The sequence below is a fragment of the Microbacterium sp. LEMMJ01 genome, assembly GCF_002114135.1.
GTDB lineage: Bacteria > Actinomycetota > Actinomycetes > Actinomycetales > Microbacteriaceae > Microbacterium.
Genome location: NZ_NCTV01000021.1, coordinates 20,870 through 37,197, shown reverse-complemented (window position 1 = coordinate 37,197; position 16,328 = coordinate 20,870). Strand labels below are relative to the sequence as shown.

Annotated in this window: 15 protein-coding genes; 14 read left to right on the top strand and 1 reads right to left on the bottom strand. The window is 69.7% G+C overall.

Going from position 1 to position 16,328, the window contains the following annotated elements; translation table 11 throughout:
• Positions 1 to 99: 99 nt before the first annotated feature.
• The 12 genes from B7W94_RS05205 to B7W94_RS05150 all read left to right on the top strand — a co-directional run bounded on the left by B7W94_RS05205 (position 100) and on the right by B7W94_RS05150 (position 12,120).
• Positions 100 to 1,059, top strand: a complete 960-nt coding sequence (locus B7W94_RS05205) for a tripartite tricarboxylate transporter substrate binding protein (RefSeq protein WP_253247387.1) — start codon at positions 100 to 102, stop codon at positions 1,057 to 1,059.
• A 59-nt stretch (positions 1,060 to 1,118) separates the two neighbouring features.
• Complete coding sequence (locus B7W94_RS05200) at positions 1,119 to 1,658, top strand: tripartite tricarboxylate transporter TctB family protein (RefSeq protein WP_025102656.1); 540 nt, start codon at positions 1,119 to 1,121, stop codon at positions 1,656 to 1,658.
• Positions 1,655 to 3,325 (top strand): tripartite tricarboxylate transporter permease, encoded by a 1,671-nt coding sequence (locus B7W94_RS05195; protein ID WP_085605100.1) that lies wholly within the window; start codon positions 1,655 to 1,657, stop codon positions 3,323 to 3,325. The genes B7W94_RS05200 and B7W94_RS05195 overlap by 4 nt, the downstream gene beginning before the upstream one ends.
• Positions 3,322 to 4,191, top strand: a complete 870-nt coding sequence (locus B7W94_RS05190; RefSeq protein WP_085605096.1) for a dihydrodipicolinate synthase family protein — start codon at positions 3,322 to 3,324, stop codon at positions 4,189 to 4,191. The genes B7W94_RS05195 and B7W94_RS05190 overlap by 4 nt, the downstream gene beginning before the upstream one ends.
• 182 nt (positions 4,192 to 4,373) lie before the next feature.
• Positions 4,374 to 5,090, top strand: a complete 717-nt coding sequence (locus B7W94_RS05185) for a FadR/GntR family transcriptional regulator (protein WP_060921604.1) — start codon at positions 4,374 to 4,376, stop codon at positions 5,088 to 5,090.
• Positions 5,091 to 5,176: 86 nt separating this feature from the next.
• Complete coding sequence (locus B7W94_RS05180) at positions 5,177 to 6,424, top strand: ABC transporter substrate-binding protein (protein WP_085605090.1); 1,248 nt, start codon at positions 5,177 to 5,179, stop codon at positions 6,422 to 6,424.
• A gap of 8 nt (positions 6,425 to 6,432) precedes the next feature.
• A complete protein-coding gene (locus tag B7W94_RS05175) occupies positions 6,433 to 7,386 on the top strand; it encodes a carbohydrate ABC transporter permease (protein ID WP_085605087.1) in 954 nt (317 codons plus the stop codon).
• Complete coding sequence (locus tag B7W94_RS05170) at positions 7,383 to 8,237, top strand: carbohydrate ABC transporter permease (protein ID WP_085605084.1); 855 nt, start codon at positions 7,383 to 7,385, stop codon at positions 8,235 to 8,237. The genes B7W94_RS05175 and B7W94_RS05170 overlap by 4 nt, the downstream gene beginning before the upstream one ends.
• Before the next feature lie 39 nt (positions 8,238 to 8,276).
• Positions 8,277 to 9,362 carry a mandelate racemase/muconate lactonizing enzyme family protein gene (locus B7W94_RS05165; RefSeq protein ID WP_025102648.1) on the top strand — a complete coding sequence of 362 codons (1,086 nt, stop codon included), beginning with the start codon at positions 8,277 to 8,279 and terminating at the stop codon, positions 9,360 to 9,362.
• A 14-nt stretch (positions 9,363 to 9,376) separates the two neighbouring features.
• Positions 9,377 to 10,204 (top strand): SDR family oxidoreductase, encoded by an 828-nt coding sequence (locus tag B7W94_RS05160; RefSeq protein ID WP_085605080.1) that lies wholly within the window; start codon positions 9,377 to 9,379, stop codon positions 10,202 to 10,204.
• Positions 10,198 to 11,109, top strand: a complete 912-nt coding sequence (locus B7W94_RS05155; protein ID WP_085605342.1) for a dihydrodipicolinate synthase family protein — start codon at positions 10,198 to 10,200, stop codon at positions 11,107 to 11,109. The genes B7W94_RS05160 and B7W94_RS05155 overlap by 7 nt, the downstream gene beginning before the upstream one ends.
• 27 nt (positions 11,110 to 11,136) lie before the next feature.
• A complete protein-coding gene (locus tag B7W94_RS05150) occupies positions 11,137 to 12,120 on the top strand; it encodes a LacI family DNA-binding transcriptional regulator (RefSeq protein ID WP_085605077.1) in 984 nt (327 codons plus the stop codon).
• Positions 12,121 to 12,131: 11 nt separating this feature from the next.
• On the opposite strand, the gene B7W94_RS17880 is transcribed toward B7W94_RS05150, so the two are convergent.
• Positions 12,132 to 12,965, bottom strand: coding sequence for a coiled-coil domain-containing protein (locus B7W94_RS17880; protein WP_139833261.1), 834 nt, complete (start codon positions 12,963 to 12,965; stop codon positions 12,132 to 12,134).
• A 202-nt stretch (positions 12,966 to 13,167) separates the two neighbouring features.
• On the opposite strand from B7W94_RS17880, the gene B7W94_RS05140 reads away from it, so the two are divergent.
• The gene (locus tag B7W94_RS05140) at positions 13,168 to 14,685 is read left to right on the top strand and encodes an FGGY-family carbohydrate kinase (RefSeq protein ID WP_085605074.1); all 1,518 of its coding nucleotides are present in this window, start codon (positions 13,168 to 13,170) and stop codon (positions 14,683 to 14,685) included.
• Positions 14,682 to 16,316: a fucose isomerase gene (locus tag B7W94_RS05135; RefSeq protein ID WP_085605071.1), complete on the top strand. Its 1,635-nt coding sequence runs from the start codon at positions 14,682 to 14,684 to the stop codon at positions 16,314 to 16,316. The genes B7W94_RS05140 and B7W94_RS05135 overlap by 4 nt, the downstream gene beginning before the upstream one ends.
• Positions 16,317 to 16,328 lie beyond the last annotated feature (12 nt).

The window sequence follows — 16,328 nt, the reverse complement described above, 5'->3', positions numbered from 1 at the left end:
GGGCGAGCACTACCAGTGTTGACTGTTAACAGTCAACACTGGTAGCCTCGCGGTGTCGACAACACGGTCGACCCACGTAGAGGAGCAAAGATGCCCCGCATGCGCATCACTCGGGCGGCCGCTGCCTTCGCCGCCCTCGCCGCCACCGCTCTGGTGCTGTCGGCCTGCACGAAGGTCGACGAGAGCGAGGGGGCCGCCTCGACCTATCCCGAGGACGACATCCGGCTGATCATCCAGGCCAACCCCGGCGGCGGCTCCGACCTGTCGTCCCGCGCGCTCGCCACCGAACTCGAGAAGATCCTCGGCGTCAGCGTGATCCCGGAGAACATGCCCGGAGCCGCGGGAGCGCTCGCGATGGAGTACGTCGGCTCGCAGGATCCGGACGGCTACGTCATCGGGTTCGCCCCGGTCGAGATCGCGATGCTCAACACGACCCAGAGCGCCGACGTGCTGCCCGACGACTTCGACCTGCTCGGACAGATCATGCTCGCCCCCGGCGTCATCACGGTGGGTGCCAACAGCGGCATCGAGACCCTCGACGACCTCGTGACCCAGGCGAAGTCCGGCGCGGTCACGGTCGCGAACTCCGGCGCCGGCTCGATCTGGGAGGCCGCCACCCTCGGTCTCGGCAAGGCCACGGACGCCGACTTCACCCCCGTCCCCTATGACGGTGGCGCCACGGCGGTCGCGGCCGCCGCGTCCGGTGAGACCGTCGCCGCCGTCTCCGGACTCGGCGAGGCCCTCGCGCAGGGCGAGGCCGTCCGAATCCTCGCGGTCATGAACGACGAGCGTCACCCGGACGCGGAGGACGTCGAGACGGTCGAGGAGGCCATCGGCGAAGAGGTCGTCTTCGGCGGCTGGGGCGGCATCTACGCACCGGCCGGCCTGCCCGACGACGTGCACGACGCCCTCGAGGCCGCCGTCAAGGAGGCCGTGGAGTCCGAGAGCTACCAGAAGTTCCAGGCGGGCGCCGGCAACCTCGTGGTCTACCGCGACTCCGCGGAGTGGACCGGGTTCGTCGACGACCAGTTCGCCCTGTTCCAGGAACTCCTGGGCTGAACACCTCCGGTGGGGTCGGCACGCGCCGACCCCGCCGCGTCCTCCGACGAAGGAGCACCATGACCAGCCCCGACACCGCGGCCGAGTCGGCCGCGCCGGGCGGCTACGAGGGGGCGACCGCCTCGCGACCCCTCGAGATCGCGTTCGCCGCCGTCGCCCTCGCGATCACCGCCGGCTACCTCTTCCTCGCCACGCAGATCCCGCTGCGCCGCGAGGCCGCCCCCGGACAGATCGACGCGCGCTTCTGGCCGCTCGTCATCGGCGTGACCGGCGTCGTGATCGCGATCGCCCTGCTCGCCGTGGCGATCACGCGACCGGCACCCACGCGGGAGGACCTCGAGCGCATCCAGCCGGGCGGCGTCCTCCGGGTGGTCGCGACGATCGCGATCGCCGGTGCCTTCATCGCACTCTGGTCCCTCGGCTCGGTCATCCTCTTCGGCTACCGGATCGAGGTCTTCCCGATCGCCTGCGCCCTGCTCATGGCCGCACTGATGCTCCTCTACGGCCACCGCCGCTGGCTGAGCCTCGTCATCTACTCCGCCGCCGTCACGGCGTTCGTCTACGTCGTCTTCGGCATGCTCCTGAGGATCCCCCTGTGAACGCGCTCCTGGAGGGGCTGAACTCGCTCCTCGACATCTCGATCCTGCTGTACATGGCGGTCGGCCTCGTCCTCGGCTTCATGGTCGGCGCCTTCCCGGGCATCACCGCGACCATGGCCGTCGCGCTCGCGGCCGGCTTCACCATGACCCTCGAACCCGTGCAGGGCCTCGCGGTGCTGCTGACGATCTACGTCGCGGCGAACTTCGGCGACCGGGTGCCGTCCATCCTCATCAACACCCCGGGGACTCCCGCCTCCATCGCCACCACCCTCGACGGCTATCCGATGGCGAAACAGGGCAGAGCCGGTCTCGCGCTGACGATCTCCGCGATCGTGTCGGCCGTCGGCATCCTCGCCTCGCTCGTGCTCTTCTCCGTCGCCGCCGTGCCGATCGCCAGCTTCGCCCGGGACTACTTCAAGTCGCCCGAGCTGTTCGCGCTCGTCGTCTTCGGCATCGCGATCATGATCGGCATCTCGTCCAAGTCGATGCTCAAGGGCATCCTCGCGGGCCTCTTCGGACTCATGCTCGGCAGTGTCGGAACGTACGCCGCCACGGCCGACCAGCGCTTCACGTTCGGTGTGCTGGAACTCGTCGAGGGCGTGAACTTCATCGCCGTCATCATCGGCCTCTTCGGCATCGCCGAGCTGTTCGACCAGCTCCTCACGCACCGGAAGTCGCACGTCCGACCGATCTCGAGCCTCGGGCGGTGGTGGCCGAACCGCGCGGAGCTGAAGCAGAGCGGACGGGCCACCGCGGTCGGCGGCGCGGTCGGCCTCGGTGTCGGCCTCATCCCGGCGGCCGGCGGCGACATCGCCGGGCTCATCGGCTGGGAGCGGGCGCGCAAGGCGTCGAAGCACCCGGAGATGTTCGGCAAGGGATCGATCGAGGGCGTCGCCGCGTCCGACACCGCCTCCAGCGCCACGCTCGGCGGCTCGCTGACCACCACGATGGCACTCGGCATCCCCGGGGACTCCGTGATGGCGGTGATGATCGGCTCGATGATCATCTGGGGCATCACCCCCGGGCCCACGCTGTTCACCAACCGCCCCGACCTCGTCGTCTCGATCGTCGGGATCATGCTCGTCGCGACCCTCCTGTCGCTCGCGCTGAGCCTCGTGCGGATGAAGGGCATGGTCAAGCTGCTCGACGTGCCGCAGCCGTATCTGTGGAGCGGCATCCTCATCTTCTGCATCATCGGCACGTACGCCACCTCGAACAGCCTGTCGACGGTCGTCACGATGCTCGTCTTCGGTGTGGTCGGCGTGCTGCTCAAGCGCATGCAGGTCCCGGCAGGACCCGTGGTGCTCGGTCTCCTGCTCGGTCCGCTCGCCGAGGAGAACCTCGCCCGCACGCTGGCGATCCTGCCGACGCGGCCGTTCTTCGAGGTCGTCAGCCCGATCGCCCTCGTCCTGCTCGCGCTCGCGGTGCTGTCGATCGTGATGCCCGCGATCCGCGCCGCCCGCACGCCCCGGGCAGAGCGGGCCTCGGTGGAGGACTCGATCCTCCACACCGACAGCATCGTGCAGATCGAGAAGGCACACGACGAGCTCGCGGCGCAGCCCGACCTGCTCACCTCCACCGTCCGCAACGTCGACGCCGGTGCGCGCCGGGGACGCGCCGACCGCAAGAACCGCAAGAGCACGACCCCCGAGGAGACCGAGAAGTGACCCGCTACGACATCCTGACCGCCGTCCCGACCGCGTTCCACCGCGACGGGGCCCTCGACCTCGACGGGTCGCGTGCGATCTTCCGGTTCGTGGCCGACTCGGGGAACGAGGGCGCCTTCGTCCTCGGCACCACGGGCGAGTTCCCCGCCGTGGACGCGGGCGAGTTCCGGGCGCTCGTGGGTGCCGCGCTGGAGGAGCTGGCCGACCGGATGCGCGTCATCGTGCACGTCGGACAGCCGAGCACCTTCGAGGCCGTGCGCCTGGTCGGCATCGCGAAGGAGCTGGGGGCCACGGAGTTCGCGGCCCTCACCCCCTACTACCTGCGTGCCACGGACGACGCGATCCTCGACTACTACCGCGCCGTCTCGGCAGCCGTGGGGGAGGGGCGCCTCTACGTCTACATCTATCCCGCGCGCAGCGGGAACCCCGTCTCGCCGGAGCTGCTCGTGCGCATCGCCGCCCTGCCGAACGTGGTCGGGGCCAAGGTGAGCGAGCTCTCGCTCGACGACATCGCGGCGTACCGCGCGGTGGTGCCGGCCGACTTCGAGTTGTACACCGGCGCCGACCGTGACCTCATCGCAGCCGTCGAAGCGGGCGCGCAGGGCGTCGTCTCTGGTGTCTCGTCCGTGACGCCGAAGCCGTTCCGCGCCCTCGCCGACGCCGGACGCTCCGGCGATGCCGATGCCATCGCCGCGGCACAGGCCGCCGTGGACGACGTCGTCGCGCTCATCGGCGGCGACATGGCGCGCATGAAGGAGGCGTACCGCGTGCTCGACGTCGTGGACACGCACTGCCGTATGGCCATCGCCGAGCCCTCCGCCGACGAGCGGGCGTCCGTCGCGCAGGTTGTCGCCGCGCACCGCTGACGCGAATCCGGGACACGCACGGACGGGATGCCGCGGCCTTCGGGTCGCGGCATCTCTGCGTATCCGCTCGCTTGCTTGTCTGACAAGTGAGAGCAACTGGATGGCCACTTGACGACAGGTGCACGGACTGTCTAGGCTCAAGAGCGGGAATTCCGCCGATGTCGCGAAGGAGCGAACGGAACATGTCAGACAAGATCGAGGTCACCGGGTCCGACTTGTCGGACGCGCTCGCGCGACGTCTGGCTCAGCACCTGCAGCGCTCCGGGCTGGAGATCGGCGACCCGCTGCCCACCGAGGCCGAGCTCGGCGCCGTGCTGGAGGTGGGACGGCAGCGTATCCGCGAGGCCCTCAGCGTCCTCGAGGCGTTCGGCATCGTGGTGTCCCGGCAAGGGGCGCGCCGGGTCTGGCGAGGATTCCGCGCCGCCGATCTCGCCACCCGCTGGATCGGCTTCGTCGACGACCCGGAGGCTGCCACCCGCGAGCTCCTGGAAGTGCGTCACGCGCTGGAGACGTCTCTGCTCCCTCTGGTCATCCCGCGCCTGCAGCCGAGCGACCTGGCCCGTCTGCGGCTGCTCTCGGAGGAGATGGTGGAGCGCGCCCTGCGCAACGAGAGCTTCGCCGAGCTCGACCAGCAGTTCCACCGCGGGCTGCTCGCGCCGATGGGCAATGCGTTCGTGGATCAGTTCCTGCAGTCCTTCTGGGTCGTCTTCGCCGCCGCGCGGCGCGAGGAGCCCGTCGAGGAGGATCCCGCCATCGCCGCGATGCACGGTCGCATCATCGATGCGATCGAGGCCGGCGACACCCGCCGGGCCGTCCACGAGCTGGACGCCCACTTCTATGGTGTCCGCAACCGCTATCCGGACATCGACTTCGGCACCACGGCCCCGCTGCCGGTCTGACCCTCCCCGCAGCGGCGCATTCTGTCGCACCCGTCTTGAAATCGATTTCGCATGACCCTCATCTGATCGACGAAGGAGTACGCATCATGAGATCCACCCGAATCCTCCCCGCCCTGGCCGCCCTCGGCGTCGTCGCCCTCGCCACCGGCTGTGCCGGCAGCGCCCCGTCCGGGGAAGGGGACGGCCCTGTCGAGATCACCTACTGGCTCTGGCAGGACGACGCGACCGATCCCACCTGGACAGAGCTCGCGGACGAGTTCAACGGCGCACAGGACGACGTGAAGGTCGTGCTGGAGACGATCCCGCTGGACCAGTACCAGAACCAGCTCGTGTCCTCCGCGATGAACGGCACCGGTCCGGACGCCGCCCGCAGCAAGGACTGGTGGCTCGGGCAGTTCGCGCCGCAGGGCGCCATCGCCGACCTCACCTCGTACGTCGACGGCTGGGACGCCTCGGACGACGTCGTCGACTCGCTCTGGGCGACGGGTCAGCTCCCCGGCGAGGACGCGGTGTACATGCTGCCCCACCAGTACACGACGCTCTACCTCTACTACCGCACGGACTACTTCGAGGAGCTCGGGCTCGAGGCTCCGCGCACCCAGCAGGACCTCCTCGACGCGGCGGCCGCCCTCACCGGTGACGGCAGGTACGGCATCGACGTCCGCGGCGGTGCGGGCGGACAGGACCAGTGGCTCGCGTGGATGTACGCCGGCGGGGCGTCGGTCGTCGACGACTCCGGCGAGGTCGTCCTGGACGACGCGAAGGGCGTCGCGGTGAACGAGGACTACCTCCGCATCGTCACCGACCTGCAGGCGGCGCCCCCCGGATCGATCACGGCCGCCTTCGCCGACGTCAAGACGAACTTCGTCGAGGGCCTCACCGGCATGATGATCCACCACCCGGGTTCCCTGAAGGAGCTGCAGGGGGTCTTCGGCGACAAGCTCGGCGTCGTCCCGATCCCGACGGCCGACGGCGAGCCCGGCGCGACGCTCGGCAGTATGAGCGGCAACGTCATCCTCGAGGGCTCCGACAAGAAGGACGCCGCCTGGGAGTGGATCTCCTGGCTGAGCGAGGAGGCGCAGATGGAGAAGATCTCCGCCTCGCCGCAGGGTCAGCTGCCGGTGCTCGAGTCGGTCATCGACACCGAGGCGTACTCGTCCGACCCGCAGCTCGCGGTCGCCGTCGACGCGATCCCCACCGCCAAGACGTGGCCGGCGCTGGAGGGGGTGGCCGAGCTCGCCGCGAAGGAGTGGAACCCGCTCATCCAGCAGGCGTTCCAGGGCGAGATCAGCAGCCAGGACGTGCTGACGAAGATGTCCGACGTGCTGCGCTGAGGACCGACATGGCAAGCTCTACCCTCACGGAAGCGGTCGTCACCGGCCGGCCGGCCCCGCGCCGGCCGGTGACCCGGCCCCGGCGACGTGCGCGCCGCGGCTCGGTCGCCCCCCTCGTCCTGCTCGCGCCGGCGATCGTGCTCGTCGCGGTCTTCGCCGGGTACCCGCTCGTCCGCTCGATCTGGTTCTCGTTCAACGACGTGAGCGTCTTCACCGGCGTGCTCGAGTTCGTCGGGTTCCAGAACTTCGCCAGCGTCATCGGTACCGCGGAGTTCGTCCCCACGCTGGGCCGCACGGCGTTCTGGACCTTCGGTGCTGTCGCGCTCCAGCTGATCGGCGGGCTGTCGCTTGCGCTCATGCTGAACAACCGCTTCCCCCTGCGGGGCGTGTACCGCGGGCTCATCATGATCCCGTGGGCGACCCCCAGCGTCCTGGTCGCGCTGATGTGGAAGTGGATCCTCGATCCCAACAACGGCGTCCTCAACCAGTGGCTGCTGAACGCGGGGATCATCGACGCACCGATCGAGTTCCTCTCGCAGAACAGCACCGCGCTGCCGACGCTCGTGATGATCGACGTCTGGCAGGGGATCCCGCTCTTCGCCATCATGATCCTCGCGGCACTGCAGAGCGTGTCCGGCGAGCTCAAGGAATCGGCGCAGATCGACGGGTGCGGCCCGGTCGGCGTGTTCCGCCACGTCGTGCTGCCCGCCATCCTCCCGACGATCCTCATCACGACGCTCCTGCGCCTGATCTGGACCTCGAACTACGTCGACCTCATCTTCATCCTCACCGGCGGCGGTCCGGGCACCTCCTCGACGACCCTGGCGCTGGAGTCCTATCTGACGACCTACAAGGCCAGCGACTTCGGCGCCGGCGCGGCGTACGCCGTCATCCAGGCCCTGTTCCTCGCCGTCTTCATCGCGCTCTACGTGCGCCTCACCCGGAAGGACACCACGCGATGAGTGCGACGACCGCTCCCGTCCGCTTCGGCCGTCTCGCGGGACGGACCGGCTTCGCGATCGCCCTCCTCGGCGTGCTCGCGATGGTGCTCGGTCCCTACATCGTCATGTTGCTGACGTCGCTCACGCCCCGGGACGAGCTCGCCGGTGCCGGAGCGAACCTCATCCCCTCCGAGTTCACGACCGCGTCCTACGCCGAGCTGCTGTCGACGACGCCGTTCCTGACCTATCTGCGGAACAGCCTCACCGTCGCCGCGATCGCCGTCCCGGTCACGCTCGTCGTCTCCACCGGCGCCGCGATCGCGATGTCGCGGTTCGACTTCCGCGGCCGCGGAGCCGTCATGATCGGGCTGCTGCTCGCGCAGATGTTCCCCGCCGTGCTGCTCGTGATCTCGCTGCAGGGGCAGCTGCGCGGGATGGGGCTGATGGACACGACGCTCGGTCTCGCACTCGTGCACGCCGCGTTCGCCACGCCGTTCGCCACCTGGCTGCTCAAGGGGTTCGCGGACTCCATCCCCCGGGAGATCGAGGAGGCCGGTCAGATCGACGGGGCTTCGTCCGCGCAGATCGTCCGCATCCTCCTGCTGCCCCTGCTGCGGCCGGGGATGGTGGCGGCGGGAACCTACGCGTTCATCCTCACCTGGAACGAGTTCCTCTACGCCCTCACCTTCACCTCGCAGACGGCGACGCGCACCCTGCCGGTCGGGCTGCACCTGTTCATCGGCGAGTACCAGATCCGGTGGGACCTCCTCACCGCGGGCGGTGTGCTCTCGGTGCTCCCCGTCGTCGTCGGCTTCCTCCTCGTGCAGAAGCGCCTCGTCGCCGGTCTCGCCGCCGGTGCCGTCAAGGGCTGAAGCTCCCGTCCCCTCCTCGTCGTCTCGGAAGGACCACGCATGAAAATCGAATCGATCGACCTCCAGCTCTCCCGCATCCCCCTCCCCAAGGGGCCGTGGGGAGACCAGATCCATCGGGTGACCCACATCGAGATCATCCTCGCCGACATCACCACCGACACCGGGCTGGTCGGCACCGGCTTCAGCCACACCTCCGGTGTCGGCGGCCAGATGATGATGGCGGCGCTGCGCGAGCTCATCCCCACGCTCATCGGCCGCGAGGTCAATCCCCGGGCCGTCTGGCAGCACTCCTGGCAGCACCTGCGCGACAACGGCCCCGGCGGGACCACCACCCTCGCCCTCGCCGCGATCGACGTGGCGCTGTGGGACCTGCTGGGGCTGCACTACGAGCAGCCGCTCGCGAAGCTCCTCGGCCAGGTGCGCGACCGGGTCGCACTGTACGGCAGCGGCATCAACCTCAACCTGTCCGCCGAGGAGGTCGTCGAGCAGGTCAAGGAATGGAAGGCCGACGGGTACGCCGCCGGGAAGGTCAAGGTCGGCAAGCCGGACCTCGAGGAGGACGTCTACCGGCTCACCAAGATCCGCGAGGCGGTCGGCGAGTATCCGCTCATGGTCGACGCCAACCAGGGATGGACGTACGGGGAGGCGGTCCGGGCGGTCACCCGGTTCCGCGACCTCAACCTCTACTGGGTGGAGGAGCCGCTGCGCGTGGACGACGTCGCCTCGCACGCCCGCCTCCGGGCCCGCTCGCCGATCCCGATCGGGCTGGGCGAGAACGTCTACACGCTCCAGCAGTTCAACCAGTACCTCCTCGCCGACGCGTGCGACTTCATCCAGGCCGACGTCGGTCGCGTGGGCGGCATCACGCCCTATATGGACATCGCCGCCCTGGGCCGGGCGTACAACGCCCCGATGACGCCGCACTTCGTGATGGAGCTCACGGCGAACGTGCTCTGCGCGGTGCCCAACGCCCTGTTCGGCGAGATGACGGACGGGGGCACGCTCAGCGACCTCGGCGTCATCGTGCCGCAGCGGCCGCAGAACGGGTTCTTCGTCCCGACCGGAGCGCCGGGGAACGGCCTGGAGTACGACCGTGAGAACCTCGCGCGGCACGCGGTGAGCTGAGGGAGACGAACGACATGACGGACATCTTCGACCTCACCGACCGCATCATCCTGGTCACCGGCGGCCTCGGCCAGATCGGATCGGCCTTCGTCCGGGAGCTCCACGGACGCGGTGCCCGGGTGGCCGTGGCATCGCGCACGGTCGACGCCGCACGCCTGCAGGAGACGTTCCCCGAGATCGCCGACAGCCCGCGCCTGCTCGGCGTCTCCGTGGACATCGTCTCGAAGGACAGCGTCGAGGCCGGCCTCGACGCGATCGTCGAGGCGTGGGGTGCGGCGCCGGACGGCGTGATCAACAACGCCGGTCTGGACACCCAGCCGAGCGCGCCGCCCGAGGTCTCCGGGCCGTTCGAGGACTTCCCCCTCGAGGTGTTCCGGGAGGTGGTCGACGTGAACCTCGTCGGCACCTTCCTCGTCACGCAGGCCGCCGGCGCCCGGATGCGCGCGGCCGGCACGCCGGGCTCGATCATCAACGTCGGCTCGATCTACGGGATGGTGTCGCCGGTGCAGGACATCTACGCCTACAAGGAGGAGCAGACCGGGGTGCCGTTCGTGAAGCCGGTGGCCTACTCGGCGGCGAAGTCGGGGCTGTACAACCTCACCCGGTACTGCGCGACGTACTGGGGCCGACAGGGCATCAGGGTCAACACCCTCACCCCCTCCGGCGTCGGTCGGGACACGCAGGACGCGACCTTCCGGCAGAACTACACCGCGCGCATCCCGATCGGGCGGATGGCGGAGGCGACCGACTTCAACGGGGCCGCGGTCTTCCTGCTCTCCGATGCCTCGCGCTACATGACCGGAGCGAACCTCGTCGTGGACGGGGGGTGGACCGCATGGTGACCACGGCGGCTGACCTCGGGGTGCTGATGGCCGCGATCGCCACCCCCTACGACGCGGACGGGGCGGTGGATACCGGACTGCTCTCGACGCTCGTGGAGGACTACGTCTCCCGCGGCGTCGAGGGGATCTACTGCTGCGGGTCGTCGGGGGAAGGTCTCCTCCTCTCCGCGGATGAACGGACCGCGGTGGTGGAGACCGCCGTGTGCGCCGCCGAGGGGCGCATCCCCGTCGTCGCCCACGTCGGCGCGCTGTCGACGCGGGAGGCGATCGAACTCGGACGGCGGGCGCAGCGCGCCGGCGCATCCGCCCTCTCGATGATCCCGCCGATCTACTACTCCTTCGGCATCGAGGCCGTCCTCGACCACTACCGCGCGGTGCTGGACGCCGTGGACCTCCCGCTCATCGTCTACAACATCCCGCAGTTCACGGGGACCGAGTTCACGCTCGAGACGGCCGGAGAACTCCTGGGCGACGATCGCGTGATCGGTCTCAAGCAGACCGCGCACAACATGTACGCCCTCGAGCGCATGAAGGCGGCGTTCCCCGACAAGGCCTACATCAACGGGTTCGACGAGGTGTTCGTGCCCGCGCTCGCCGCGGGTGCCCGCGGGACGATCGGCACGACCGTGGGGCTCCAGGTCGAGCTCTTCCAGGCGGCGCGGCGCCTCCTCGACGCCGGCGACCTGGTCGGAGCGCAGCGGGTGCAGAGCCGGATCAACCATGTCATCGCCGAGCTCGTCGCGATCGACGTCTTCCCCGCGGCGAAGTACCTCTCCGGTCGCAGCGCGGGAGGTGCGGGAGCGCTGGGGGACTGCCGTCGTCCGTTCCGACCGCTCTCGGAGGCGGCTCGGACCCGGCTTGATGCTCTCGGAACGACTCTCGATCGATTCCTCGCGGAGGGCTGAGGCTGAAACCGGTTACAGTGGGTGCCCATGGCCACGATCTACGACGTCGCGCGGCGGGCCGGCGTCTCCCCGGCCACGGTCTCGCGCGTCTTCAACGGCACGAGCGTGTCGGAGGAGAAGGCGGCGGCGGTGCGGGCGGCGGCCGAGGAACTGCGCTTCACCCCGAACCGGACGGCGCGTACGCTGCGGACCCAGAGCTCCGAAGTCATCGCCCTGGTGATCCCGGACATCGAGAACCCGTACTTCACCGAGATGGCGCGCGGCGTGGAGGATGCGGCGTCCGAAGCGGGGTATTCCGTCGTGCTGTGCAACTCCGACGCCCAGGCCGAGAAGGAGGCGACGTACCTCCGGATCGCGATCGCCGAGAACATGTCGGGCGTCATCATCGCGACGGCGGACGAGCGCTCGGATCTGGGGCCGGTGCGGGCGACGGGACGGCCGGTCGTCGCGGTGGACCGTCGTACAGACGCCGACATCGACGGTGTGGTCATGGCCAACCGGGAGGCGGGCGCCGCAGCGACGCAGAGCCTGCTCGACGCCGGGTATCGGCGCATCGCGTACATCGGTGGCCCCGCGCACATCGACACTGCGGCGGAGCGTGCGGAAGGCTGGCGGGAAGCGCTCTCGGCGACGGATTCCGATCATGACCTCTCCTCGCTCCAGCGCTTCGCCACGTTCCGCGTCGATGGCGGGCGCGCGGCCATGGAGGAGCTCCTCGCGCTGCCGGAGCCGCCGGACGCGGTGGTCGCCGGGAACAACCTCATCGGTGTCGGCGCGATCCAGGTCCTCACGGAGCGCGGACTCACCCCGCCGCAGCTCGGCGTCGCGGTGATCGGGTCGCTGCCCTTCACGACGCTGTCGCCGTCCGCCGTCACCGTCGTGAGGCTCCCCGCGCGCCTCATGGGCGTGACGGCGGCGCGGATGCTGTTGGATCGGATCAAGGGCGACGAGCAACCGGCCCGGACGATCGTCCTCTCCGGCGAGGTGCAGCGCGCGGCCGCGCGCGCCTGAACGGGGCGTCGCTACTGGGAGCGCCAGAATCGCGCCGCGAGGTTCGTCATCTCCTTGTCGAGATCGTCGACCTTCACCTCCAATCGATCGAGGCGGTGATCGAGGCCGTCGAGCCGCGCGGTCATCTCGCCACGGAGGCCGATCATCTCGCCACGCAGCCCGATCATCGCCCCGTGCAGCGCACCCATCGCCGCGCGCAGCCCTCCGACCTCGCGCATCATCACTGCGTGCAGCGCCGCCAACGCCCCGTGGAGTCCGCTGACCTCGTTCGTCATATCGGTGCGGAGGCCCGCGGTCTCGGTGGTCGTGTCGATGCGGAGGGTGCCGATCTCGGTCGTCATCTCGGCACGGAGGCCGGAGATCTCGGTGGTCATCTCGGTGCGGAGGGCGCCGATCTCGGTGGTCATGTCGGTGCGGAGGGCGCCGATCTCATTGCGTAGTCGTGTGGTCTCGGTGGTCATCTCGGTGCGGAGGGTGCCGATCTCGGTGGTCATGTCGGTGCGGAGGGTGCCGATCTCGGTGGTCATCTCGGTGCGGAGGGCGCCGATCTCATTGCGTAGTCGTGTGGTCTCGGTGGTCATCTCGGTGCGGAGGGTGCCGATCTCGGTGGTCATGTCGGTGCGGAGGGTAGCGATCTCGGTGGTCATGTCGGTGCGGAGGCCGGAGATCTCCGTGGTCATCTCGGTGCGGAGGGTGCCGATCTCGCCGGTCATCTCCCCACGCAGTCCGCCGATCTCCGCACGGAGCACGCGACCGAACTGCGTCGTCATGAGGGTCATACCACCGAGCATCGTCGTCACGAAGATGCCGATCAGCGTCCATACCTGCGGGTCGTTCAAGGGCATGCCTCCAGTCTCGATCGGAGGGGTCAGGCTGTCACGGTATTCCGGTGCTGAACCGGCGTTTTTCCGGCCGGAGGCGAAGATTGTGGAGACTCTCGATATCGGTCCTCGTGGTGCAGAAGCAGGCAGCTGCTTGCGCCTTGAAATCGATTTCGCGTAGCCTGGGTCCAGGCCTGCACGGCCCGTCGGGATCGAAGGAGAGACCATGCGCTGCACCCTCGGGGTGGACATCGGCACGTCCAGCAGCAAGGGCGTCCTCGTGGACCCCGCCGGCACGATCCTCGCGACGGCGACCCGCGCGCACGATGTCTCCCGTCCGCAGTCCGGATGGGTCGAGATGGACGGCCGGATCTGGTGGGACGAGTTCGTCGAACTGGCCACCGACCTTCTCGCCGCGGTCCCCGACGCGGAGGTCGTGGGCGTCGGCGTGAGCGGCATGGGCCCGTGCGTCCTGCTCGCCGACGAGGACGACGAGCCCGTGCGCCCCGCGATCCTCTACGGTGTGGACACCCGTTCCACGGTGCAGATCGAGCGCATGACGGCGGAGCTCGGCGTCGAGGAGATCACCCGCGTGGGCGGCTCGACGCTCACCTCGCAGGCCGGTGGGCCGAAGATCGCCTGGGTCACCGAGGAGGAGCCGGAGTCCTGGCAGCGCGCGCGGCGGCTCTACATGCCCGCCTCCTGGCTGGCCCGCAAGCTCACCGGCGCCTACGTCCTCGACCACCAGTCGGCCAGCCAGGTCTCGCCGCTGTACGACATCGAGCGCGAGCAGTGGCACGACCCCTGGTGGCAGCGGTTCGCCGGGACGATCGAGCAGCCGCCGCTGCGCTGGGCCGCGGAGATCGCGGGCACCGTGACCGCCGCTGCAGCGGACCTGACCGGCCTGCCCGAGGGGACCCCGGTCATCACCGGCACGATCGACGCCTGGACCGAGGCGGTGAGCGTCGGCGCCCATGAGGTCGGCGACCTCATGCTGATGTACGGCACGACGATGTTCCTCGTCGCGACCGGGGAGCAGACGCTCCGCACGCCCTCGATGTGGACGACGGCCGGCGCCTTCGCGGGCACGCGCAACCTCGCCGGCGGGTTGTCCACATCCGGAGCGCTCACCGCGTGGCTGAAGGACCTCTCCGGCGCCGACTACCCGGCGCTGCTCGCCGAGGCGGAGGAGTCGGGTTCCGGCGCGAACGGCCTGCTGATGCTGCCGTACTTCGCCGGTGAGCGCACCCCGATCCAGGATCCCGACGCCCGCGGCGTCATCGCCGGGCTCACTCTCCGGCACACCCGAGGAGACCTCTATCGCGCGGCCCTCGAGGCCACCGCGCTGGGCGTGCGCCACAACGTCGAGACCATGCGAGCCGCCGGCGCCGACATCCGCCGCATCGTGGCGGTCGGCGGCGGCACGCAGGGACGGCTGTGGCTGCAGATCGTCTCGGACATCACCGGGCTCGTGCAGGAGGTGCCGCAGACGACGATCGGCGCGAGCTACGGGGCCGCCTTCCTCGCGGCGACCGCCACGGCCGCCGACGGGGCCGCGCCCGCGATCACCGACTGGAACCCCATCGCCGACACCGTCCGCCCGGACGAGGCGCTGCGTCCTTTCGCGGACGCCCTCTTCGACCGCTACGTGCGCCTGTACGACGGCTCGAAGGACGTCGTCCATGAACTCGCCGCCGCCCAGCGCGACGGATCCCCCACCCCCTCGACCCCGGAGAACTCATGACCGCCTACACCCTGCCCACCCCGGCATCCCGTCCCACCGCTGCGCCGAAGACCGCGTACCTGATCGCCTCCGGCGACCTGCGCGAGTCGGCCAACACGGCCGGCTGGCCCACCCAGGTCGAGCTCGAGGCCGGGGTCACCGGCGTGCTGAACGACCTCGGCTGGACGGTCGTCCGCGCCAACGAGGTCGACCCGGAGACCGGTCACGGCTTCATCTCCAGCCAGCGCATGGGTCTCGAGGTGTTCAAGAACATCCCCGTCGACGCGCCGCTCATCGTCGCCGAGGCCGTCTGGCAGTACTCGCACCACGTGCTCGCGGGCCTCCGCACGCACGAGGGCCCGATCCTCACGGTGGCGAACTTCGCGGGCGACTGGCCCGGCCTCGTCGGCCTCCTCGGCCTCAACGCGGGCCTGACGAAGATGGACAAGCCGTACGCGACGATCTGGTCGGTCGACTTCACCGACGACTGGTTCCGCGACGGCATCCGGGAGTGGACGGAGACCGGCGCCATCACCCACGATGCCTCCCACGTGCGTCCGCTCCCCGCACTGCCGGACAGCCCGGAGAAGCAGCTCGGCGAGGCGCTCGCCGCGGAGCTGCGCGCCGAGAAGGCCATCATCGGCGTCTTCGACGAGGGCTGCATGGGCATGTACAACGCCATCTTCGACGACGAGCTCCTCAACCAGACCGGCATCTACAAGGAGCGCCTGTCGCAGTCGGCACTCTACGCGGAGATGCTGAACGTCACCGAGGAGGAGGCCGACGCCGCCTACGACTGGCTGATCGAGCGCGGCATGACCTTCCGCTACGGCGAGGACGCCGCGACCGAGCTCACCCGCGAGCAGGTGCAGTGGCAGCTGAAGATGTACATCGCCGCCCTCCGCATCGCCGACGACTTCGGCCTCGACGCGGTCGGCATCCAGTACCAGCAGGGCTTGAAGGATCTCGTTCCGGCGTCGGACCTGGCGGAGGGCATCCTGAACTCCACCGAGCGCCCGCCGGTGACCTCGCGCGACGGCTCCCGCGTGCTGCACGAGGGGCGCGCGTTCCCGCATTTCAACGAGGCCGACGAGGGCGTCGCCGTCGATGCGCTCGTGACCGACCGCGTCTGGCGGGCGATGGGGCTCGTCCCCGACAACACTCTCCACGACGTCCGTTGGGGCGAGGACTACGACGGGCAGTTCGTGTGGGTGTACGAGATCTCCGGCTCGGTGCCGGCCTCCCACCTCGGCGGCTGGCAGAACGCGGAGGGGTGGCGCCAGGGTCACGTGTTCTTCCCCGCGGGCGGCGCCACGATCAACGGCGTCTCGAAGCCCGGCGAGGTCGTGCTCTCCCGGGTGTTCATCGCCGAGGGCGTCCTGCAGGCGGACATCTTCCGGGCGTCGGTCGTCGAGCTGCCGGCGGAGGAGACGCAGCGCCGGAAGGACGCCACGAACCCGGAGTGGCCGATCGCCCATGTGGTGCTGCACGGCATCTCGCGCGACCAGTTCATGGCGCGGCACAAGGCGAACCACGCGCAGCTCGTCTACGCGCCCGACGCCGAGACCGCGGACAAGGCGCTGATCGCGAAGGCCGCGATGTTCGACGGCATGGGCATCAAGGTCAACCTCGTCGGCGACGTGGCGATCTGAGGCCGCGGGTCG

Excerpts from the sequence above, each read along its gene's own strand:
- B7W94_RS05205 (WP_253247387.1), top strand. The coding sequence starts at position 100 with ATGCGCATCACTCGGGCGGCCGCTGCCTTCGCCGCCCTCGCCGCCACC.
- B7W94_RS05200 (WP_025102656.1), top strand. The coding sequence starts at position 1,119 with ATGACCAGCCCCGACACCGCGGCCGAGTCGGCCGCGCCGGGCGGCTAC.
- B7W94_RS05185 (WP_060921604.1), top strand. The coding sequence starts at position 4,374 with ATGTCAGACAAGATCGAGGTCACCGGGTCCGACTTGTCGGACGCGCTC.
- B7W94_RS05180 (WP_085605090.1), top strand. The coding sequence starts at position 5,177 with ATGAGATCCACCCGAATCCTCCCCGCCCTGGCCGCCCTCGGCGTCGTC.
- B7W94_RS05175 (WP_085605087.1), top strand. The coding sequence starts at position 6,433 with ATGGCAAGCTCTACCCTCACGGAAGCGGTCGTCACCGGCCGGCCGGCC.
- B7W94_RS05170 (WP_085605084.1), top strand. The coding sequence starts at position 7,383 with ATGAGTGCGACGACCGCTCCCGTCCGCTTCGGCCGTCTCGCGGGACGG.
- B7W94_RS05165 (WP_025102648.1), top strand. The coding sequence starts at position 8,277 with ATGAAAATCGAATCGATCGACCTCCAGCTCTCCCGCATCCCCCTCCCC.
- B7W94_RS05160 (WP_085605080.1), top strand. The coding sequence starts at position 9,377 with ATGACGGACATCTTCGACCTCACCGACCGCATCATCCTGGTCACCGGC.
- B7W94_RS05155 (WP_085605342.1), top strand. The coding sequence starts at position 10,198 with ATGGTGACCACGGCGGCTGACCTCGGGGTGCTGATGGCCGCGATCGCC.
- B7W94_RS05150 (WP_085605077.1), top strand. The coding sequence starts at position 11,137 with ATGGCCACGATCTACGACGTCGCGCGGCGGGCCGGCGTCTCCCCGGCC.
- B7W94_RS17880 (WP_139833261.1), bottom strand. The coding sequence starts at position 12,965 with ATGCCCTTGAACGACCCGCAGGTATGGACGCTGATCGGCATCTTCGTG.
- B7W94_RS05140 (WP_085605074.1), top strand. The coding sequence starts at position 13,168 with ATGCGCTGCACCCTCGGGGTGGACATCGGCACGTCCAGCAGCAAGGGC.
- B7W94_RS05135 (WP_085605071.1), top strand. The coding sequence starts at position 14,682 with ATGACCGCCTACACCCTGCCCACCCCGGCATCCCGTCCCACCGCTGCG.